The sequence below is a fragment of the Allobosea sp. 05T433 genome, assembly GCF_056396065.1.
Genome location: NZ_JBFTKS010000020.1, coordinates 84,537 through 104,300 on the forward strand (window position 1 = coordinate 84,537; position 19,764 = coordinate 104,300).

Sequence of the window (19,764 nt, forward strand, 5' to 3'; positions counted from 1 at the left end):
CATCCGCGCCTCATCTGAACCAAAACGTGGTGTCTCAGGCTTTCTTCCATGGTGTCTCGGCAACCGGCGTCAGAGGACCCCTGCCATCGAACCATGAAACCAGGTTGTCGACCAGAAGCTGGCCCATCTGTTCACGCGTATGCACCGATGCCGATCCGACATGCGGCAACAGCACCACATGATCCATCGCGATCAGTTCGGCCGGCACGCGCGGCTCGTCCTCGAAGACGTCCAGGCCGGCCGAAAGGATGACCTTGTTCTTGAGCGCCTCGATCAACGCCTGTTCGTCGACCACCGAACCACGGCCGACATTGATGACGATGCCATTGGGGCCGAGCGCCTTCAGGACGTCGGCATTGATCATGTGATGAGTCGCAGCGCCGCCAGGCGCAACCGAGATCAGGGTGTCGACATCGGCCGCCATCTCGATCAGCGAAGGATAGTAGCGATAGGACACATCCGCCTGGCGGGTGCGGCCATGATAGCTGACCGGCAGGCCGAAGGCCTCGATACGCTGCGCCACGGCCTTGCCGATTCGGCCGAGCCCAACGATGCCGACCTTGCGGGTCCGCAGCGAGGTCGTCAGCGGATAGGCCTTCTCCAGCCACTTGCCGGCGCGCAGGTACCGGTCGACCTGCGGCAGCTGGCGCACCGTCGCGAGCAGCAGGCCGAGTGCCAAGTCCGCAACCTCATCGGTCAGCACGTCCGGAGTATTGGTGACGATCAGCCCGCGCTTGCCGGCTTCCTTGGCATCGACGGTGTCGTAACCGACGCCGAAATTGGCAACGATCTCCAGTTTCGGCAGGGCGTCGAACAGCGTGCCATCGATCCTGACATGCGCGCCGCCCCCGGCGACGCCACGAACCTTGCCGCCGATCTCCTTCAGCATGGCGGTCCGGTCCTCTGCCTTCCAGAGTTCATGCACCGTGAAACGGGCCTTCAACTGGTCGGCAGCATAGGCCATCAGCGGGCCGGTCATGATGATGTCGGTCATATCGTGAACTTTCGTCGGGCGTGAGTGTCAGAGCGGCTGGCTTGATTTCAATTCTTTAAAACGATTAGATCGCGAAACCTCAAGGCCTCCGCCACGCGGCATCGGCAGAGCAGTACTACACGGGCTGCAGAGCGAGAAAAGCGCGTCGTTGTCATATGTAGTATGACTTATTCAGGCGATTTTCGGGGTGCTCTGCTGTCCGGCCCATGCCAGGAAGGTGAGCGTGGTGTTCAGGCTGTCCGTTACCAGCGCACTCATCCGGGCCGCGGCGAGATCGCCGTCCCGCTGGATGATCGCATCCAGCACCCGCTCGTGATCGAACAGCGACGTGACATAGAACCCCTGATCGTCTCCCGACTTCAGCAGCAGCGACCATTGGATCGTCGCCGAGACGACGCTTGCCAGACATTGCAGCGTCGAATTCTGCGCGGCAGCGAGGATCGCCTCGTGGAAAGCCAGGTCGGCACGAATGGTTGCCTCGGCATAGGGCGGGTTGTCGATCATGCCGTGATAACCCGCCTGGATTCGTACGAGATCGGCGGGCGTACGCCGCAGGGCCGCAAGGCGCGCTGCGCTCGGCTCGACAAAACTGCGCAACTCGAACAGGTCGCGGATGAATTTCTCGTTCGGGTCGGCCTCGAAATGCCAGGACAGCACGTCGGGATCGAGCAGGTTCCAGCCGTCGCGCGGCGCTACCCGCGTGCCGCTCTTCGGGCGCGCCTCGACCAGCCCCTTCGCCGTCAGGTACTTCACAGCTTCGCGATAGGCGGTGCGCGAGACCGAGATTTCGGATTTCAGATCGGCTTCGTTCGGCAACAGCTCGCCGGCCTTGAACGTCCCTGAAATGATCGCGACCGCGAGCTTCTGAGCCACCTGCCCGAACAGGCGGTCGGGATTCAGGGTCGTCGGCCGCGAAAAGTCGCGCACCCGCATCTGCTGGCGTCCTCACCCGTTTTCAATCGCGCCCAAGCCGCCGGAAGGCGGTTTCATTGGAGCGATTCCGGCGCTTGACACGCCTGTCCGTATCGTATGACTTTATCGTAGATGAAACCCGGCGCAACAGGCACTGCCTGGTCTGCGGCGCTTTTCGTCGGTCGGTCACGAGAAGCCGACAGCAGCGGCGGTGCGGAGTGCCCGGACACGGGACGATACCGGACCCCAGAGGAAACTTAAGTCCGGGAGAGGGTTCAGATGGCCTCAGTCCAGATCGCTGATGTGCGCAAGGCTTACGGCTCGACGCAGGTCATCCATGGCGTCGATATCGACATCAACGATGGCGAGTTCGTTATTCTCGTCGGCCCCTCCGGCTGCGGAAAATCGACCCTTCTGCGCATGATCGCCGGGCTGGAGAATATTTCCGGAGGCGAGATCCGCATCGGCCCGCGCGTCGTCAACGACGTGCCGCCGAAAGAGCGCGACATCGCCATGGTGTTCCAGAATTACGCGCTCTATCCGCACATGACAGTGGCCGACAACATGGCCTTCTCGATGAAGCTGCGGAATGCCCCCAAGGCCGAGATCGACGAGCGCGTCAACAAGGCTGCCGGCATTCTCGGCCTCAACAAGCTGCTCGACCGCTATCCGCGCCAGCTTTCGGGCGGTCAGCGCCAGCGTGTCGCCATGGGCCGCGCGATCGTGCGCGATCCGCAGGTCTTCCTCTTCGACGAGCCGCTTTCGAATCTCGACGCCAAGCTGCGCGTGCAGATGCGCACCGAGATCAAGGAACTGCATCAGCGTCTCAAGACCACGACGGTCTATGTCACGCACGACCAGATCGAGGCCATGACCATGGCCGACAAGATCGTCGTGATGCATGACGGCATCGTCGAGCAGATGGGCGCTCCGCTCGACCTCTACGACCGGCCGAACAACCTTTTCGTCGCGGGCTTCATCGGCTCGCCGTCGATGAACTTCCTCAAGGGCAAGATCACCGCGGCCGGGTTCGAGACCGAGGGCGGCGTGATCTGGCCCATCGGGCAGCATCCGGCTGACTCGAACGGCAAGGCCGCGGTTTTCGGCATCCGTCCGGAGCACCTCCAACTCAACCCCAACGGCCTCAAGGCCGAGGTCGTGGTCATCGAACCGACCGGCTCCGAGACGCAGGTCGTCGTGCGCTGCGGCGGGCAGGAACTGACCTGCGTCTTCCGCGAACGCATCACGGCCAAGCCCGGCGAGACCATTGGCATCACGCCGGACACCAGCGTCACGCATCTGTTCGACGCCGCCACCGGCAAGCGTATCTGAGCTTCTGACTGCTGCGGAGGCCCGCGCCTGATTGCGCCTTGGCCCGCATGACATGACGTTACGACAGGCCAGCACGGACACCGGCTGGCCTGGCGCAGCCAAAAGAGCCGGCGATGACTTCCAGGGACGGGTCGCAGGCCACATAAAAAAGGTCCCTTCTTTCCGGGAAGGAACAACCAATGACGATTTCAAGACGCGATATGCTGCTGGGCAGCGCCGGCGTGGCTGCGGGCGCCGGCCTGATGGGGCACTTGGGGACCGCCCCCGCCTTCGCCCAGGCGGCCGCTCCAAAATTCACCCCCGAACCAGGCGCTCAACTGCGCGTGCTGCGCTGGGCCCCCTTCGTCAAGGGTGAGGAAGACGCCTGGCTCGCCAATACCAAGAAGTTCACGGATGCGACCGGCGTTCAGATCCGGGTCGACAAGGAAGGCTGGGAAGATATTCGTCCGAAGGCCGCCGTCGCCGCCAATGTCGGCGCAGGCCCCGACATCGTGCTCGTCTGGTTCGACGATGCCTTCCAGTATCCCGACAAGCTGCTCGACGTCACCGAGCTCGGCAATTATCTCGGCGGCAAATATGGCGGCTGGTATCCCGGCCTTGAAGGTTACGCCAAGAAGGACGGCAAGTTCATCGGCCTGCCGCTGGCTGCCATCGCAAACGCCGTGCTTTATCGCGACAGCTGGGTCAAGGAAGCCGGCCACTCGACCTTCCCGACCAAGACCGACGCCTTCCTCGATCTCTGCAAGGCGCTGAAGGCCAAGGGGCACCCCGCCGGCTTCACCCTCGGAAAGGGTGTCGGCGACGGCAACAACTTCTGCCACTGGCTGCTCTGGAGCCATGGTGGCCGAACCGTCGATGATGCCGGCAAGGTCGCGATCAACAGCCCCGAGACGATCGCGGCCATCAAATACGCCGCCGAGCTCTACAAGACCTTCATCCCGGGCACGGAAAGCTGGCTCGACATCAACAACAACCGCGCCTTCCTGGCCGGTGAGGTTTCGGTCACCGCCAACGGCGTCTCGCTCTATTACTCCGCGAAGAACGACCCCAAGCTCGCCGACATGGCCAAGGACATGAGGTCGGCGAACATGCCGATCGGCCCGGTGGGCCAGTCGGTCGAATTGCACCAGACCACCACCTGCGTGATCTTCAAGCACACCAAGTTCCCGCAGGCGGCACAGGCCTATCTCCAGTTCATGTACGAGCAGGAACAGATGCCGACCTGGATCACCCAGGCCAGCGCCTATTGCTGCCAGCCGCTGAAGGCCTACGCCAATAATCCGGTCTGGACCTCGGATCCGGTTCACACCCCGTATCAGAAGGCCTCTGAGACACTGCGCCCGAACGGCTATTCCGGCCCGCTCGGCTACGCTTCGGCTGCGGTGATGGCCGACTACGTTCTTGTCGACATGTTCGCGGAAGGCGCCACCGGCCAGCGGACGCCTGAGGAAGCGGCCAAGCGCGCAGAGGCACGGATCAACCGCTACTATCGCGTCTGATCGCTGCAACGAAACGGCGCGGCCACGGCCGCGCCCGCCGGCGGCGAAGAGCCGCCGGCCCTGCATCCGGGAGAGATCACCATGGCTGACACCGCAATCGCGCGGCCGGCGGAGCGTGCGAGACCTTCTATGCTGGCGCGGCTGGGCCAGAGCCGCAACGGACTCGGCATCCTGTTCATGGTGCCCGCGGCGATCTTCCTGATCGTCTTCCTCGCCTGGCCGCTGGCCCTCGGCGTCTGGCTCGGCTTCACCGATACCCGCATCGGCCGGGCGGGCGTCTTCATCGGGCTCGAGAATTACGAGTCGCTGCTGACCGACTCGGTGTTCCGGCTCGCGGTCTTCAACACCATCCTCTACACGGTCGTCGCCTCGGCCCTGAAATTCGCGCTCGGGCTCTGGCTGGCGCTGCTCCTGAACGAGCACCTACCCTTCAAGGCCTTCATCCGCGCCATTGTACTGCTGCCCTGGGTGGTGCCGACCGTACTCTCGGCGATCGCCTTCTGGTGGATCTTCGACACCCAGTTCTCGGTGATCTCCTGGGCTCTGAAGGAGCTCGGCCTGATCTCGACCAATATCAACTTCCTCGGCGACACCACGAATGCGCGCGCCTCGGTGATCGCAGCCAATGTCTGGCGCGGCATTCCCTTCGTCGCGATCTCGCTGCTGGCCGGCCTGCAGACCATTTCGCCCTCGCTCTACGAGGCCGCGATGCTCGACGGTGCAACCAACTGGCAGCGCTTCCGCTTCATCACCTTGCCTCTGCTCTCGCCGATCATCGCGGTCGTGATGACCTTCTCTGTGCTGTTCACCTTCACCGATTTCCAGCTCATCTACGTGCTGACCCGCGGCGGCCCGCTCAACGCCACTCACCTGATGGCGACCCTCTCCTTCCAGCGCGCCATCCCCGGCGGCCAGCTTGGCGAAGGCGCAGCGATCGCAGTCGCGATGATCCCCTTCCTGCTCGGAGCGATCCTGTTCAGCTATTTCGGCCTGCAGCGGCGGAAATGGCAGCAGGGCGGCGCGGACTGAGGACGCCAGCCATGACCGACATCAGTCAACCGACCGCCCCGCGCGTTCAGCTCACCGACGAAAGCGTCGGCACCAGCTACATGGCCAACCTGCCGCGTCGGCTGGTGACCACTTGGTTGCCGCTCATCGTCTTCATCTTCGTGCTGCTGTTTCCATTCTACTGGATGGGCGTGACGGCGCTGAAGCCCAATCACGAGCTGACGGATTTCAAGAGCCACAACCCGCTCTGGCCGGGCGAGCCTACGCTGCGCCACATCAAATATCTGCTGTTCGAAACTACATATCCGCACTGGCTGCTCAACACGATCTTGGTCTCGATCGGATCGACGATCCTGTCGCTCACCGCCGCCGTGTTCGCCGCCTATGCGATCGAGCGTCTGCGCTTCAGCGGCTCGCGGGTCACCGGGCTGGCGATCTTCCTCGCCTATCTCGTACCTCCCTCGATCCTGTTCATCCCGCTCGCCGTGCTGATCTTCGGCTTCGGCATCTACGACACCAAGCTCGCGCTGATCTTCACCTATCCGACCTTCCTGGTGCCGTTCTGCACCTGGCTGCTGATGGGCTATTTCCGCTCGATCCCCTACGAGCTGGAGGAATGCGCGCTCGTCGACGGCGCCAGCCGCTGGCAGATCCTGGTCAAGATCATCCTGCCACTGGCGGTGCCGGGGCTGATCTCGGCCGGCATCTTCGCCTTTACCCTCTCCTGGAACGAGTTCATCTACGCGCTCACCTTCATCCAGTCCTCGGAGAACAAGACCGTCGCTGTCGGCGTTCTCACCGAGCTGGTGCGCGGGGACGTCTATGAATGGGGGGCGCTGATGGCCGGCGCGCTGCTCGGCTCGCTCCCGGTCGTCATTCTCTACTCCTTCTTCGTCGAGCATTACGTCTCGTCGATGACCGGAGCCGTGAAGGAATAATCCAGCGGGGCCCGCCGGGCCCCGTTTGCGTTTGAGGGACTGCGTTCGTGAACGAGATCAAATCCATCGCCTTCGTCGGGCTCGGCGCCATGGGGGCGCCGATGGCCGAGAACCTCGTGAAGCGTCAGTTCCGGGTCACTGGCTTCGATATGCGCAAGAGCGCCCGCGAGGCGCTAGTTTCAGCCGGAGGCCACGCTGCCGAGAGCGCCGCGGCGGCCGCAAGAGATGCCGATGCGCTCGTCCTGATGGTCGTCAATGCCGCGCAGGCGCGCTCGGTCCTGTTCGAGGCCGGCGCCCTGGCGGCACTCGCGCCCGGCGCGAGCGTGCTGCTGATGGCGACCTGCCCTCCCGGCGAGGTCGAGGCGATCGCGACGGAGGTCACGAAAACCGGCCGTCACTTCGTCGATGCCCCGGTCTCCGGCGGCATCAGCGGCGCGCGCGGCGCGACGCTGACCATCATGGTCGGTGCGCCGCAGGAGAGTTTCGCACTGGCAAAGCCCGTGCTCGATGCGATGGGCGACAAGGTCTTCCATGTCGGCCAGAAGCCCGGGCAGGGTGCGACCGTGAAGACGGTCAACCAACTGCTCTGCGGCGTCCATATCGCGGTGGCGGCCGAAGCGCTCTCGCTCGCCGAGAAGGCGGGGATCGACGGCAAGATTCTCTTCGAGATCATGGGTGGCTCGGCTGCCTCGTCCTGGATGCTGCGGGATCGCGGTCCGCGCATGCTGCTGGAAGATGCCCCCGTCGCCAGTGCGGTCGACATTTTCGTCAAGGATCTCGGGATCGTGCTCGATGCCGGCCGCGCCGCCAGGACAGCACTGCCGCTCGCCGCCGCTGCACATCAGATGTTCCTGGCGAGCTCGGGCCTCGGCCATGGCGCGCGCGACGATTCGCAGGTCGTGCGCGCCTATCGCGCGCTCAACGCCAAACCCGCGAATGATCCATGAGCGGGATCTAGCGTTTGGGCGGTGTCGTCGTGCCCCGCACGACGAGCTCCGGCGTCAGCACGATCCGCTGCGTCGGCGCAGTCGGATTCTCGATGCGCCGGATCAGCAGTTCCGCCGATTTGCGGCCCATCTCGTCCTGGAAGTTCTTCAGCGTGGTCAGCGCCGGATACCACTGCGCCGCTTCCTGGACGTCGTCGCAGCCCACGAGCGAAAACTCGACCCCGGCCTCCAGCCCACGATGACGCAGGCCGAGCATCGCGCCGAAGGCGATGAGGTCATTGAAGCAGACGGCCGCGGTTGGCGGATTCTGCGCATCGAGCACCTTCTGAATGCCCTTGAGGCCGTTCTCGCGGGTGCCGATCGACGCATAGACCAACGCAGGATCAAGCGGAATCCCGTGCCGGGCGAGCGTCTCGCAATAGCCCCGATACCGGTTGCGGCCCGTCGAGATCAGGTTGTTTTCGCCGAGGAAGGCGATGCGCCGGTGGCCAAGACCGATCAGATGCTCCAGCGCCAGCACGGTGCCGTGATGATCATCCGACCCCACGAAATCGAGGTCGAGACCCGGAATCTCCCGGGAGAGCTGGACCAGCGGGACACCGGCCTCAATCAGATGGCCGAAGGTTTCAGCCGTGCTGCCGCCTGCGGCACAGATCACCATGCCGTCGGGTCGATACTCCTTCAGGGTGTTCAGGACCCGGTCCTGCCGCTCCAGGTTCTCCGCATAGGTACCGAGCAGGATCGAGCGGCCATGCGCCGTCGCCGTTTCCTCGATCGCGGCCAGGAGTTCGGCGAAATAGGGATTCGTGATGTCGTGGAAGCCGACGCCAAGGATATTGGTGCGGTCGGTCCTCAGCGACGCGGCGCTGCGGTTGTAGCTGTAGCCCATGTCGCGCGCGATCTGCTGAACCCGCAGCCGTGTCGCGTCCGCGACGAGAGGCGAGCCGCGCAGGGCCAGCGACACCGTCGCCGTCGACACCGAGAGATGGTCGGCGATGATCTGCAATGTCACCCGCCCACGGCCCGGCGCAGCCAGTCCCGCCTTCCCGGCTGGCCCGGCCTCGGGGGTGTGGCCGTTGCTGGTCATGACACGCCCTCTTCAGACGGAAGCGAAAGAGTCCCGCGAGTTTCAACCGGCCTGCGAAAGGCCGTCTGATCGAGTCCTTCTCATATAAGTCGGAGAAATTGAAGATGAGCACCGCGAAAGAGTCGATCGGCTTCATCGGCGTCGGCCTGATGGGGCAAGGCATGGCCCGCAATCTCCTCGACAAGGGCTTCCAGCTGACGGTGATGGGCCACCGCAACCGCAAGCCGGTCGAGGAACTGGTGGCGGCTGGTGCAACCGAAGCCAGGACACCGAAGGAACTGGCCTCGCAGGCGACGATCATCTTCCTGTGCGTGACCGGCTCGCCCCAGGTCGAGGCCGTGCTGAACGGCCCGGACGGCATCGTCGCCGGCGCCGGGCCCGGCACGATCGTGGTCGATTGCTCGACCTCAGATCCCGGTTCGACCATCCGCCTTGCCGCCGAACTCGAGGCGAACGGCCTGCATCTCTGCGACGCACCGCTCGGCGGCACGCCGGCACAGGCCGCTCAGGGCCAGCTCTCGACCATGATCGGCGCCAGCGATGCGGTCTTCGCGCGCATCAAGCCGGCCTGCGAGGCCTGGGCGCAGAAGGTCGTCCATCTCGGCCCCGTCGGCGACGGTCACAAGATGAAGCTGCTCAACAACTTCCTGTCGATGGGCTATGGCGCGATCTATTCCGAGGCGCTCGCTCTGGCCCAGAAGATCGGCATCACGCCGCAGACCTTCAACAGCGTGCTCTCCGGCAGCCGGATGGATTGCGGCTTCTATCAGACCTTCATGAAATACGTACTGGAGCGCGACCGTGACGCGCACAAGTTCACGCTGGTCAACGCGCTGAAGGATGTGCGCTATCTCGAAGGCGTCGCCAATGCGGCAGGCGTCCCGAACCCGATCGGCAACGCCGTCAAGAACGCCTATGCCTCCGCCGTTGCCAATGGCCGGGGCGATGATTACGTGCCGATGCTCTCCGACTGGATCGCCCAGCAGAGCGGCCTTTCGCTGGCCCCGAAGGGCTGAGCCCTGCCAGTGCTCAATCGAGCCGGGCCGAGCCCTCGGGCACGGCCCGGACCCGCTCGCGATAGAGCAGATAGAGGCCCGACGAGATCACGATGGCTGCGCCGATGAAGGTCCAGCGGTCGGGTAGCTGCCCGAAGACGAGATAGCCCAACGTGACCATCCAGACGATCTGCGAATAGATGAACGGCGCCAGCACCGTCGCGGGCGCCAGCCGGTGCGCCAGGATCAGCAGCCAATGCCCGAAGCCGCCCATGGCGCCGGTCACCAGCATCAACGCCCAGGGCAACGGTCCATCCGGCCAGGTCCAGAACAGGGGAATAAGCGGCAGCAGCGCGACCGTTCCCGCGACGCCGGAATAGACCATTGTCGTCTCCGGCGGGTCGAAGGCCGCCAGAAGCCGGGTCGAGATCGAATAGAAGGCGTAGCAGACGACGCCGATCATGCAGAGCAGCGCCGCCGGATGCATGCCGCCAAGGCCGGGCCGTGTGATCACGAGCACGCCGATGAACCCGACACCGATCGCGACGAGCCGGCGTGGCCCGGGCCATTCTCCGAGCAGCGGCCCGGAAACCAGCGCCACCAGAAGCGGCGTCGCGAACATGATCGACACGGTCTCGGCGAGCTGCAGATATTTCAGCGCGAAGAAGTTCAGGGCCGTTGAACCGAGCAGCAGCAGCGAACGCACCGCCTGCAGCCAGGGCTTCTTGGTGCGCAGGATACCGGGATGGCTCCAGGGGTTCAGCAGCAGCGAGACCAGGATCATGCTGCCGGCATAGCGCGCGAACACCACCTGAAGCGGGTCCATATGACCGGCCAGCCATTTCGCGCTGGTATCGAGCAGCGAGAAGCACAGCACGGCACCGCACATCAGCCCGATGGCGATCAGGCGGGAGCGGCCCGTTTCCGGTCGATGGGAATAGGCGGGCAAAGGACCGTCCCGTCATGCGTGAGAAGAATGACGGAGAGAGATTTAACCGATTTAGGGAACGACGCCAGCGCCAGAGGGCATGCGTTCCATGCGCTGATCAGGCCTCAGCCTCGGCCTCGTCCCCATCGGCGTCAGGCTCGTCGATTTCGGCCCCGGCCTTGGACAGGCCCTTCGAGGCCTTGCGCAGCAGCTTGCGGAGCTGCTTGCGCTCCTTGGCGTCGAGCTTTTCCAGCAGTTCGTCCTCGACCTGATTCCAGACCGCATCGAGCGCAGCCGCGGTCTTCTGACCGTGCTCGGTCAACGCGACCTGAACCAGCCGGCCATCGCGGCTACCGCCCTCGCGCGTCACCAGCCCCTGCAAGGAGAGCCGGCCAATGGTCTTGGACACGGTCGGCGGTTTGACCCGAAGCAGGGTCGCCAGTTCGCCCATCGTCATAGGGGCTGGCTGGAGGGCCTTCAGCGCCTGCTCCTGCCCGGGAAAGAGCCCGAGGCCGTTGAGCCTCTCGCCCATGCGCGCCCGATGCAGGCGCGCAGCCACAAGGAGAGCTCGACCGACGCTTTTCTCGAGGGACTTGGTCATGAGCCGGTCCTTGGAAACTGCTCGGAAATCTATTCGCCGGCTCTGAGATCGCTTGCGATCATGACAGTGTGATGACGCAAGTGCAGCGCACAATCACAGAGTACGCATCTTTTTCGAGACGCGCGCAAGGAAGGCGTCGCGGCTGCCCGCTGTTGCGCGATTCATGTCGTAGTGAGCCAGGTAAAGCGGGCGTGCACTCGGATGACAAACGGCGCGCAGGGCCCGACACACCACCTTGCGCGGCGGATCGCCCATCAGAAAGGCGCGCCAGCGCGAGCCGCCATAGGTTGTGACGGCCACGAGACGGCGAATATTCCAGAGATTGGGCCTGACCTTGCCATCGTTCAGCTTGAACGAAACACCGGGCAGGAAGACGCGATCGAAATAGCCCTTGAGGATCGCGGGATAGCCGAAATTCCAGACAGGAAAGCACAGGACCAGCGCCTCGGCTGCTCGTAGCCGCTCGACATAGCCGGCAACCGGAAGCGTGTTGCTGGCAACATCGTGATAGCCGACCCGGCCCTCCCGGCTCAGCACCGGATCGAAGCCCTCGGCATTGAGATCGCAATCGTCGACCTCATGGCCGGCCTCTTCGAGCCCCTTCACCACGGCCCGATGCAACGCCGCCCCAAAACTGTCCGGATCGGGATGAGCGTAGAGGACGAGCACGCGCATGATCATCCACCCACGCCGGCATCGGCCAGGCTGCGGAACAGGAAGGTCTTGCCAGACTTGTAATCGTAGGACGGATCCTCCCAGGCGATCATCTTGCCGGGATTGAGCAGGCCTTGCGGATCGGCCTCGCGCTTGAAAGCGAGCTGCAGCTCGTCGGTCTGCTTCATGCCGCCTTCTTCCAAGGTGTAGCGATGCGGGTTGAAGATCGGCGCTCCCATCTCCTCATGAATCGCCATGATCTCCTCGAGCCGCTCCTCGCTGGTGAAGCGCACCAGCGGCAGGCCGAAGCAGGTGACCTTGCCGTCGAAGCGGACGAATTCGAGATGGCAGCGCACCTCGTCGCCAAAGCGCTCATGAATGCGCTGGATCAGCTCGACCTGGTTCGGGAAGGGGTAGAGCACCTGGAGATAGGTGATGGACGGGTCAACCCGCAGCGCCCGCAGCGTCGTGTGGTTCCAGCCCAGCTCATAGCCGGGCGGCAGGCCCTTGGCCTCTTCCGGCGAGAGTTTGTCGGAGCGCATCAGCAGTTCGGCGCCGCGGAAATGCCGGGCATAGGCGAGCAGTGCATCGACTGCGAAATCCGCCGCCATGACGATCACGACATGGCTGTCGCGCGGCAGGAATTTCTTGTGCCGCAGAAAATAGTCATGCGGCGCCGGGGCCGCGACGACCGCGAGGTTCTTCAGAGCCAGCCCGTCCTGCTCACCAAGCGCATTGGCGAACTCGGTCGCCGCGCGCAGCGTGTCGAAGCCGAGGATGACGTCGACCCAGTCATAGGCGGGCCCGAGCGGCATCTCGACCTCGGTGATGATGCCGTTGGTGCCATAGGCATGGGCAACCTTGTGCAGGTCGTCGCCGGTGAATTCGAGGATCCGGGGCGAGGCCTCCATCGTCGCGACCTTGAGCCGGATGATGTTGCCCCAGTCGCGCAGGCCACCCCATTTGATCGAGCCGACGCCGCCCGAACCACCGGCGATGAAGCCGCCGATCGAGGCGGTCTGATAGGTCGAGGGATGCAGGCGCAGCTCCTGCCTGGAATGCGCCCGCGTCTGCTCGTCGATGCGGGCCATGACCGCGCCCGGCTCGGCGACATAGCGTCCAGGCCCGATCGACTTGACCTTGTTGAACCCCGAGAGATCGAGCAGCACCCCGCCAGAGAGCGGCATCGCCTGGCCGTAATTGCCGGTCCCGGTGCCGCGCGGCGTCACCGGAATGCCGAGTGCATGAGCGGCCGCAAGGACGTCCAGCACCTCGGCCTCGCTGGTCGGCGAGACGATGATATCGGCCGTGACGTGGTCGAGCTGACGCTTGAGGGTCGGCGAGTACCAGAAGAAGTCGCGGCTCTTCTGCTTCACCAGCGCCGGATTGTCCTCGGTCCTGATTCCGCCGAGACGGTTCTTCAGGGCGGCGATGTCGTAGCGGGGGCTCATGCGCTCTTGCTCATCAGATGGTCGAGTTCGCGGTAATCCGGCAGCGTCCGGTCGATCGCCTTGCCGGCGACCAGCACCGTGCGATCAGCCTGGGGGCGCGCGAAGAATTCGGTCCAATCGCGGGCGCGGGTCAGGATCAGGTCGGCGGACAGTCCTGGCGCCACAACGCCCTTGTCGGCGACGCCCATGATCGCAGCCGGTGCGCGCGCGATCATCGCCGCGAAATCAGTCGGGCCATGATCGAGCTGGAGGATGCGGGTGCCTTCGCGCAGCACCTCGACGAGGTCGAGATCGCCATAGGCATAGAACGGATCGCGCGTATTGTCGGAAGCGATCATCACCGCCACGCCGGCAGCCTTCAGTTCGTGCAGCGCAGTGACGCCGCGCCAGCGTGGCGTGCGGCCGCCGTCGCGGTCCTGCAGATACATGTTGCACATCGGCAGGGACACAACCGCAATGCCGGCTTGCCCGACCTTGGCGATGATCCGCGCCTCATCCTGCGGAGCCTGCACAGCGAGCGAACAGCAATGGCCGGCGAGGATCTTTCCGGTGAAGCGATGCCGGAGTGCGGCCTCGGCAATGTATTCAAGCGACCGCGCCGCCGGATCATTGGTCTCATCGACATGGAAGTCGAGATCGAAGCCGTTCTCGATCGCCGTGCGGAAGACGATGTCGAGCGCCTCCGCGAGCTCCGGGATCATATAGGTGACGCAGCCGAAGATGCCGTCGCCATGCGCCTTCACGGCCCGCGTCACCGCCTGCATGTGCTCGGCGTCGAGCGCAAACTGGATGCCGAAAAGCGGCGAGGCCTGCAGCGCGACACGCCCGGCCCATTCCGCCCGCATCTCGGCCAGCACCGGCCAGGAGATGCCGATCTGCTTGCCGAGCGAGTCGATATGGGTGCGGACCGCGCTCGTGCCATGGGCGAAGGCGCAGCGCAGGCCGAAATCCATGCGGGCACGCACATCTTCCGACGTCCAATTGGCCTCGCGATCGGCCATGACATTCTCGAGTGCGCCCATGAAGGTGCCGTCCGGATTGCGGCGGCGCGGCCAGATATGGCCCTTGTCGAGATGGACATGCGCATCGACCAGCCGCGGCAGCACGATGCCGCCATCGAGATCGAGCCTGGGACCGCCCTCCGGCGCTTCCGTACCGGCCGGCAGGATCGACGCGATGCGCCCATCCTCGACGCGAAGGTCGACCAGCGCCAGTCCATCACGATCGGCAGCAAGGTCCGCGCCCTCGATCAGGCAGAGCGGGGAGCGGGCATTGGTCAGGCGATAGCTGGTCGAGGCGGGAATGGCGGCAAATCCTGTCGTCACGTCGTCAGCACTCCATCCCGTCAATCGCTGCCTTGCCCTCGCTCGATACAGGCCAGCATGAGTGGCGGCAAGGCGGCGATCACGCTGCCGTCGCCGCAGGCAAGAACAGCGCCTTTGGCGCAAATGGCCAAGGCGACGGCGCATCGATAATGGTGCGTCGATACTTGCCGCCCGCACGATGATCGCGCATGAGGAGCACTCAGCGAAACACAGGCGGTGGGTCATGGCGGATCAGGCGCGCATCATCGACGGCAAGGCGGCAGCTGCGGCACTGCGTGCCGAGATCGGCCAGGAGATCACCGCGATCAAGGCTGAACGGGGCCTGGTCCCCGGCCTGCATGTCGTGCTCGTCGGCGACGACCCGGCGAGCCGTGTCTATGTGAACTCCAAGGAAAAGCTTGCCGGCGAGATCGGCATGAACTCTGCGGTTCACCGCCTGCCGGCCGAGACCAGCGAAGCGGAGTTGCTGGCCAAGGTCGCCGCGCTGAATGCCGACGACAGAGTCGACGGCATTCTGGTGCAATTGCCCTTGCCGAAGCACATCAATCCCGACCGTGTGATCGAGGCGATAGACCCCGCCAAGGACGTCGACTGCTTCCATCCGATCAATGTCGGCCGCCTCGCCAACGGCCAGGCCAGCCTGATCCCCTGCACGCCGCTCGGCTCGATGATCCTGCTGAAGCAGACCCTGCCAACGCTCGCCGGACTGGAAGCCGTGGTGATCGGCCGCTCGGGCATCGTCGGCCGGCCGATGGCGCAGTTGCTGGTCCAGGCCGACTGCACCGTCACCATCGCCCATTCCCGTACCCGCGATCTTCCCGCAATCTGCCGGCGCGCCGACATCCTGGTCGCGGCGGTCGGGCGGCCCCACTTCGTAAGGGGTGACTGGATCAAGCCCGGCGCCACCATAATCGATGTCGGCATCAACCGCCTGCCCGACGGCAAGCTCGCCGGCGATGTCGACTTTGCCGAGGCCGTGAAGGTTGCAGGCGCGATCACGCCTGTACCGGGCGGCGTCGGCCCGATGACCATCGCCTGCCTGCTGCGCAACACCCTGACCGCCTTTCATGCAAGGCGGGGCCGATAAAGCCGAGGTCACGCGGACGCCGGTTCTGCCTTCGCATCACCCGAAACGTGAAACGCCCGGCGAAGCGCCGGGCGTTTGTCATAGGGGCTGAGATTCCCGGGCCTCCGCCTACGCTTCGGCCGGGAATCGAGATGCCGCTCACATATGGATCGCGCGCTTGTCGACGGCGAGCGCAGCTTCCTTGACCGCCTCGGCCAGCGTCGGATGAGCATGGCAGGTGCGGGCGAGATCCTCCGACGAGCCGCCGAACTCCATCAGCACCGTGACTTCGGCGATCAGGTCCCCGGCATGCGGGCCGATGATATGGCAGCCGAGCACGCGGTCGGTCGCCGCATCGGCGAGGAACTTCACGAAGCCCTCTGTGTGGCGCATGGCGCGGGCGCGGCCATTGGCGGTGAAGGGGAACTTGCCGATCTTGTAGGCGATGCCCGCAGCCTTCAGCTCCTCCTCGGTCTTGCCGATCGCGGCGACTTCGGGAGCCGTGTAGATGATGCTCGGGATGGCGTCATAGTTCACATGCCCAACCTTGCCGGCGATCAGCTCGGCCACCGCCATGCCCTCGTCCTCGGCCTTGTGAGCGAGCATCGGACCGCGCACCACGTCGCCAATGGCATAGATGCCCGCGACGTTGGTCTTGAAATGGTCGTCGATCACGACGCGACCACGCTCGGTCGCGACACCAGCGGCGTCCAGGCCGAGGCCATCGGTGTTCGGACGACGGCCGATCGCGACCAGCACGATATCGGCAGACAGCGTCTTGGCCTCACCGCCGGCGGCGGGCTCGACCGTGACGGTCGCGCCCTTCTTGCCCGTCTCGACCTTGGTGACCTTGGAACCCAGGTGGAATTCGAAGCCCTGCTTCTGCAGGATGCGCTGGAATTGCTTGGCGATCTCGTCATCCATGCCGGGCAGGATGCGGTCGAGATATTCGACCACGGTGACCTTGGCGCCGAGACGGCTCCAGACCGAACCGATTTCGAGACCGATTACGCCGGCGCCCACCACCAGCAGCTCCTTCGGCACGGACGCAAGCTCGAGTGCGCCGGTCGAGGTCACCACGGTCTTCTCGTCGATCTCGACGCCTGGCAGGCCGGCCGCTTCCGAACCCGTCGCAATGACGATGTTCTTGGTCTCGAGGACCTGGCTCTTGCCGTCCGCACCCGTGACCTCGACTTTCCCCGCGCCGGGGATGCTCGCGGTGCCCTGGAAGGCCTCGATCTTGTTCTTCTTCAGCAGGAAGGCGACGCCATTGACGTTCGCGTCGATCGTCTCCTGCTTGTGGACCAACATCTGCTTGAGATCGAGCTTGGGCGTGCCGACGCTGATGCCGAGACTCGGGAAGGTGTGGCCGGCCTCTTCGAACATTTCCGACGCGTGCAGCAAGGCCTTGGACGGGATGCAGCCGACATTCAGGCAGGTGCCGCCATGAGTCTTGCGCTTCTCCACCACGGCGACCTTGAGGCCGAGCTGAGCGGCGCGGATGGCACAGACATAGCCCCCGGGGCCAGTACCGATGACGACGAGATCGTAGGACATGACTTCCTTCCGTTGAGCAGGCAATGCGCGCCGACACTCGCGGCGCGGCGTCTTACCGGCCGCAATACATCGCTTTGACGCAGTCCGCCATGCCCGCAATAGATGTCGACATTGCGAGCGCGATTGCTATCATTTCCGTTGATTGAGCGTATAATTCGCAACAATACCAAGAAACACATTTCGCGTTCCCGCCTTGCGACGGCTCAAGGGAAGATAGCGCCATGTGGAATCAGGTCTACGACCCATTCGGAAACAGCGCCCTGTCGACGCTCGCCGCAGCGCTTCCGGTCCTTGTATTATTAGGATTGATCGCATCAAATACCGTCAAAGCACATATTGCAGCGATCATTGCTCTTATTGTCGCCAATCTTGTGGCGATATTTATATTCACGATGCCCGCCGGAATGTCGGCCCGCGCTACGGCGCTCGGAGCGGTGACTGGATTCTTCCCAATAGGCTGGATTGTCCTAAATGTGATCTTTCTCTACCGGCTTACGGTCGAGAAAGGCGCCTTCGAAACCTTGCAGACCACGATCGGCGGAGTGACCAGCGACCGACGGATTCAGCTCCTGCTGATTGCCTTCGCCTTCGGAGCCTTCTTCGAGGGCGCTTCGGGCTTCGGCACCCCGGTCGCGGTGACCGGCGCGATTCTGATCGGGCTCGGCTTTTCCCCCTTGGCAGCATCTGGGCTCTCGCTCATCGCCAATACGGCGCCGGTCGCCTTTGGTGCTCTTGGAACACCGATCCAGGGGCTCAGCCAGGTCACCGGAATTGATCCGTTCCTGCTTGGAGCCATGGTCGGCCGACAATTGCCGTTCTTCTCGTTGCTCGTGCCGTTCTGGCTGATCTGGGTCTTCGCCGGCCGGCGTGGCATGCTGCAGATCTGGCCGGCCATATTGGTCACCGGCGTCTCTTTTGCGGTGCCGCAGTTCCTCATCTCGAACTTCATCAATCCCTGGATCGTCGATATCGGCGCCTCGCTGATCTCGATGGCTTGCCTGATCGGCTTCCTGCAGATCTGGAAGCCCCGCGAGATCTGGGCCTCACCGGCCCTGCGCGGCCATGACGTCTCCGCCGAGGGGCGAATCATACCGGCTGTATCCACGGAGCGATCCGCACCTGCGCAGGTCTGGATGGCCCTGGCGCCCTGGATCATCGTTTGCGCGATCCTGCTGATCTGGGGCACGGACTGGTTCAAGACCAGTGTGAATTCCTGGGCCGTGTGGAGCTATCCGGTGCCGGATCTCCATAACCAGATCGCCAAGGTGGCGCCGGTTGCGCCACGTCCGACACCGGAGGCCGCCGTGTTCTCGTTCACCTGGCTCTCCTATACCGGCTCGGGCATGTTGATCGCAGCGATCATTTCCGGCTTCGTCATGGGATTCACGCCTGGTCGCATGATCATGACCTATGTCCGGACGATCAGGCTCTGCGCCTATTCTCTGATCACCATTTCGGCCATGCTGGCGATTGGTACCCTGACCAGGCTCTCAGGCATCGATGCCACCCTCGGGCTCGCCTTTGCCGGAACCGGGGTGCTCTATCCCTTCTTCGGCACCCTGCTCGGCTGGCTCGGCGTGGCGCTGACGGGCTCGGACACCGCCTCGAACGTGCTGTTCGGCAATCTGCAGAAGGTCACCTCAGAACAGCTCGGCCTTTCGCCGATCCTGATGGGGGCGGCGAACTCGTCCGGCGGTGTCATGGGCAAGATGATCGATGCCCAGTCGATCGTCGTCGCCTCCACGGCGACAAACTGGTTCGGGCACGAGGGCACGATCCTGCGCTTCGTCTTCTGGCATTCGATCGCGCTAGCCTGCCTCGTCGGCGGCCTCGTGATGCTGCAGGCCTATGTCCACCCCTTCTCGGCGATGGTCGTGCACTGAAGCAATGGCGCGATCGGGCTTAGGCTTCAGCCCGGCGCCAGCGGCGCGTTGAAGGCCCAGACATGGCCGAAGGGATCGGTCAGGCGGCCGTAACGCGCGCCCCAGAACACATCGCCCGCCGGCATGAAGGTGATTGCGCCCGCAGCTTCCGCCCGGGCCATTGCCGCGTCGACATCGCTCGGGCTCGGCAGATTGACGTTGAGCGCGATGCTGGCGCCGCCATGTGCATGCGGCGAAGCGACAGGCCCCCCGAATTCCGGGAACTCGTCATGCAGCAGGATTTCGCTGCCGAACAGCGCAAGATTGGCGTGCAACACCCGCACGCCATCCTGCGCCATCTGCTTGAAGGTGCACTCGGCGCCGAAAGCCTTCTCGTAGAAGGCGATCGCCTGGAGGCCGCCCTTGACGCAAAGATGCGCCTGGAGCGAGGGAGGATTGGGGCCAAAAGCCATCGCGAACTCCTTCCCTATCCCTGATCCCAGCGCGAGACCGCAAGACAAGCCGAGTGGTCGCGCAGCCGGATCAGGCCCTTGAAATGGGAACCAAGCTCGCACCCGGCGATGGCCGCCTGAGCGACGTGCCGGGCA

18 protein-coding genes are annotated in these 19,764 nt (G+C 64.2%); 8 read left to right on the forward strand and 10 right to left on the reverse strand.

All coding sequences use genetic code 11. The features are described from left to right. Positions 1–34 precede the first annotated feature (34 nt). Together AC1DGP_RS24135 and AC1DGP_RS24140 are read right to left on the reverse strand one after the other, a co-directional pair. The gene (locus AC1DGP_RS24135; RefSeq protein WP_441505781.1) at positions 35–994 is read right to left on the reverse strand and encodes a 2-hydroxyacid dehydrogenase; all 960 of its coding nucleotides are present in this window, start codon (positions 992–994) and stop codon (positions 35–37) included. 171 nt (positions 995–1,165) lie between these two features. After that, a complete protein-coding gene (locus AC1DGP_RS24140; protein ID WP_441505782.1) occupies positions 1,166–1,927 on the reverse strand; it encodes a FadR/GntR family transcriptional regulator in 762 nt (253 codons plus the stop codon). Positions 1,928–2,185: 258 nt separating this feature from the next. On the opposite strand from AC1DGP_RS24140, the gene AC1DGP_RS24145 reads away from it, so the two are divergent. The 5 genes from AC1DGP_RS24145 (at position 2,186) to AC1DGP_RS24165 (ending at position 7,630) form a co-directional block, all read left to right on the forward strand. Then, entirely contained in the window at positions 2,186–3,238 is a 1,053-nt protein-coding gene (locus tag AC1DGP_RS24145) for an ABC transporter ATP-binding protein (RefSeq protein ID WP_069878780.1), read from the forward strand. Positions 3,239–3,417: 179 nt separating this feature from the next. After that, positions 3,418–4,737 (forward strand): ABC transporter substrate-binding protein, encoded by a 1,320-nt coding sequence (locus AC1DGP_RS24150; protein ID WP_441492451.1) that lies wholly within the window; start codon positions 3,418–3,420, stop codon positions 4,735–4,737. A 129-nt stretch (positions 4,738–4,866) separates the two neighbouring features. Beyond that, a complete protein-coding gene (locus AC1DGP_RS24155) occupies positions 4,867–5,766 on the forward strand; it encodes a carbohydrate ABC transporter permease (RefSeq protein WP_441492533.1) in 900 nt (299 codons plus the stop codon). An 11-nt stretch (positions 5,767–5,777) separates the two neighbouring features. Then, entirely contained in the window at positions 5,778–6,683 is a 906-nt protein-coding gene (locus AC1DGP_RS24160) for a carbohydrate ABC transporter permease (RefSeq protein ID WP_441505783.1), read from the forward strand. Positions 6,684–6,730: 47 nt separating this feature from the next. Continuing rightward, on the forward strand, positions 6,731–7,630 hold the full coding sequence (locus tag AC1DGP_RS24165) for an NAD(P)-dependent oxidoreductase (protein WP_441505784.1): 900 nt from the start codon (positions 6,731–6,733) through the stop codon (positions 7,628–7,630). Between the two features lie 7 nt (positions 7,631–7,637). On the opposite strand, the gene AC1DGP_RS24170 is transcribed toward AC1DGP_RS24165, so the two are convergent. After that, positions 7,638–8,717, reverse strand: coding sequence for a LacI family DNA-binding transcriptional regulator (locus tag AC1DGP_RS24170; protein WP_441505785.1), 1,080 nt, complete (start codon positions 8,715–8,717; stop codon positions 7,638–7,640). A 98-nt stretch (positions 8,718–8,815) separates the two neighbouring features. Here AC1DGP_RS24170 and AC1DGP_RS24175 point away from each other — a divergent pair, with 98 nt between their 5' ends. Further along, on the forward strand, positions 8,816–9,733 hold the full coding sequence (locus AC1DGP_RS24175) for an NAD(P)-dependent oxidoreductase (protein ID WP_476832623.1): 918 nt from the start codon (positions 8,816–8,818) through the stop codon (positions 9,731–9,733). 13 nt (positions 9,734–9,746) lie between these two features. On the opposite strand, the gene AC1DGP_RS24180 is transcribed toward AC1DGP_RS24175, so the two are convergent. From AC1DGP_RS24180 to AC1DGP_RS24200, 5 genes are all read right to left on the reverse strand, one after another. Beyond that, positions 9,747–10,661, reverse strand: coding sequence for a DMT family transporter (locus AC1DGP_RS24180; protein ID WP_441505787.1), 915 nt, complete (start codon positions 10,659–10,661; stop codon positions 9,747–9,749). A gap of 97 nt (positions 10,662–10,758) precedes the next feature. Next, a complete protein-coding gene (locus AC1DGP_RS24185; RefSeq protein WP_441480592.1) occupies positions 10,759–11,241 on the reverse strand; it encodes a MarR family winged helix-turn-helix transcriptional regulator in 483 nt (160 codons plus the stop codon). Between the two features lie 93 nt (positions 11,242–11,334). Next, complete coding sequence (locus AC1DGP_RS24190; protein ID WP_441505788.1) at positions 11,335–11,916, reverse strand: NAD(P)H-dependent oxidoreductase; 582 nt, start codon at positions 11,914–11,916, stop codon at positions 11,335–11,337. Positions 11,917–11,918: 2 nt separating this feature from the next. Beyond that, the gene (locus tag AC1DGP_RS24195) at positions 11,919–13,346 is read right to left on the reverse strand and encodes an FAD-binding oxidoreductase (RefSeq protein WP_069878773.1); all 1,428 of its coding nucleotides are present in this window, start codon (positions 13,344–13,346) and stop codon (positions 11,919–11,921) included. Further along, the gene (locus tag AC1DGP_RS24200; RefSeq protein ID WP_441505789.1) at positions 13,343–14,671 is read right to left on the reverse strand and encodes a cytosine deaminase; all 1,329 of its coding nucleotides are present in this window, start codon (positions 14,669–14,671) and stop codon (positions 13,343–13,345) included. Before AC1DGP_RS24200 ends, AC1DGP_RS24195 begins: the two co-directional genes overlap by 4 nt. Before the next feature lie 223 nt (positions 14,672–14,894). Between AC1DGP_RS24200 and folD the strand changes: the two genes are divergently transcribed. Beyond that, positions 14,895–15,758, forward strand: a complete 864-nt coding sequence (gene folD / locus AC1DGP_RS24205) for a bifunctional methylenetetrahydrofolate dehydrogenase/methenyltetrahydrofolate cyclohydrolase FolD (RefSeq protein WP_441505790.1) — start codon at positions 14,895–14,897, stop codon at positions 15,756–15,758. 138 nt (positions 15,759–15,896) lie between these two features. On the opposite strand, the gene lpdA is transcribed toward folD, so the two are convergent. Beyond that, the gene (gene lpdA / locus AC1DGP_RS24210) at positions 15,897–17,294 is read right to left on the reverse strand and encodes a dihydrolipoyl dehydrogenase (protein WP_441505791.1); all 1,398 of its coding nucleotides are present in this window, start codon (positions 17,292–17,294) and stop codon (positions 15,897–15,899) included. Between the two features lie 221 nt (positions 17,295–17,515). On the opposite strand from lpdA, the gene AC1DGP_RS24215 reads away from it, so the two are divergent. Beyond that, positions 17,516–19,177, forward strand: coding sequence for an L-lactate permease (locus AC1DGP_RS24215; protein ID WP_441505792.1), 1,662 nt, complete (start codon positions 17,516–17,518; stop codon positions 19,175–19,177). A gap of 26 nt (positions 19,178–19,203) precedes the next feature. Here the strand turns inward: AC1DGP_RS24215 and AC1DGP_RS24220 are convergent, their stop codons facing one another. Further along, the gene (locus AC1DGP_RS24220; protein ID WP_441505793.1) at positions 19,204–19,629 is read right to left on the reverse strand and encodes a VOC family protein; all 426 of its coding nucleotides are present in this window, start codon (positions 19,627–19,629) and stop codon (positions 19,204–19,206) included. Positions 19,630–19,764 lie beyond the last annotated feature (135 nt).

Excerpts from the sequence above, each read along its gene's own strand:
- AC1DGP_RS24135 (WP_441505781.1), bottom strand. The coding sequence starts at position 994 with ATGACCGACATCATCATGACCGGCCCGCTGATGGCCTATGCTGCCGAC.
- AC1DGP_RS24140 (WP_441505782.1), bottom strand. The coding sequence starts at position 1,927 with ATGCGGGTGCGCGACTTTTCGCGGCCGACGACCCTGAATCCCGACCGC.
- AC1DGP_RS24145 (WP_069878780.1), top strand. The coding sequence starts at position 2,186 with ATGGCCTCAGTCCAGATCGCTGATGTGCGCAAGGCTTACGGCTCGACG.
- AC1DGP_RS24150 (WP_441492451.1), top strand. The coding sequence starts at position 3,418 with ATGACGATTTCAAGACGCGATATGCTGCTGGGCAGCGCCGGCGTGGCT.
- AC1DGP_RS24155 (WP_441492533.1), top strand. The coding sequence starts at position 4,867 with ATGCTGGCGCGGCTGGGCCAGAGCCGCAACGGACTCGGCATCCTGTTC.
- AC1DGP_RS24160 (WP_441505783.1), top strand. The coding sequence starts at position 5,778 with ATGACCGACATCAGTCAACCGACCGCCCCGCGCGTTCAGCTCACCGAC.
- AC1DGP_RS24170 (WP_441505785.1), bottom strand. The coding sequence starts at position 8,717 with ATGACCAGCAACGGCCACACCCCCGAGGCCGGGCCAGCCGGGAAGGCG.
- AC1DGP_RS24185 (WP_441480592.1), bottom strand. The coding sequence starts at position 11,241 with ATGACCAAGTCCCTCGAGAAAAGCGTCGGTCGAGCTCTCCTTGTGGCT.
- AC1DGP_RS24190 (WP_441505788.1), bottom strand. The coding sequence starts at position 11,916 with ATGCGCGTGCTCGTCCTCTACGCTCATCCCGATCCGGACAGTTTTGGG.
- AC1DGP_RS24195 (WP_069878773.1), bottom strand. The coding sequence starts at position 13,346 with ATGAGCCCCCGCTACGACATCGCCGCCCTGAAGAACCGTCTCGGCGGA.
- folD (WP_441505790.1), top strand. The coding sequence starts at position 14,895 with ATGGCGGATCAGGCGCGCATCATCGACGGCAAGGCGGCAGCTGCGGCA.
- lpdA (WP_441505791.1), bottom strand. The coding sequence starts at position 17,294 with ATGTCCTACGATCTCGTCGTCATCGGTACTGGCCCCGGGGGCTATGTC.
- AC1DGP_RS24215 (WP_441505792.1), top strand. The coding sequence starts at position 17,516 with ATGTGGAATCAGGTCTACGACCCATTCGGAAACAGCGCCCTGTCGACG.
- AC1DGP_RS24220 (WP_441505793.1), bottom strand. The coding sequence starts at position 19,629 with ATGGCTTTTGGCCCCAATCCTCCCTCGCTCCAGGCGCATCTTTGCGTC.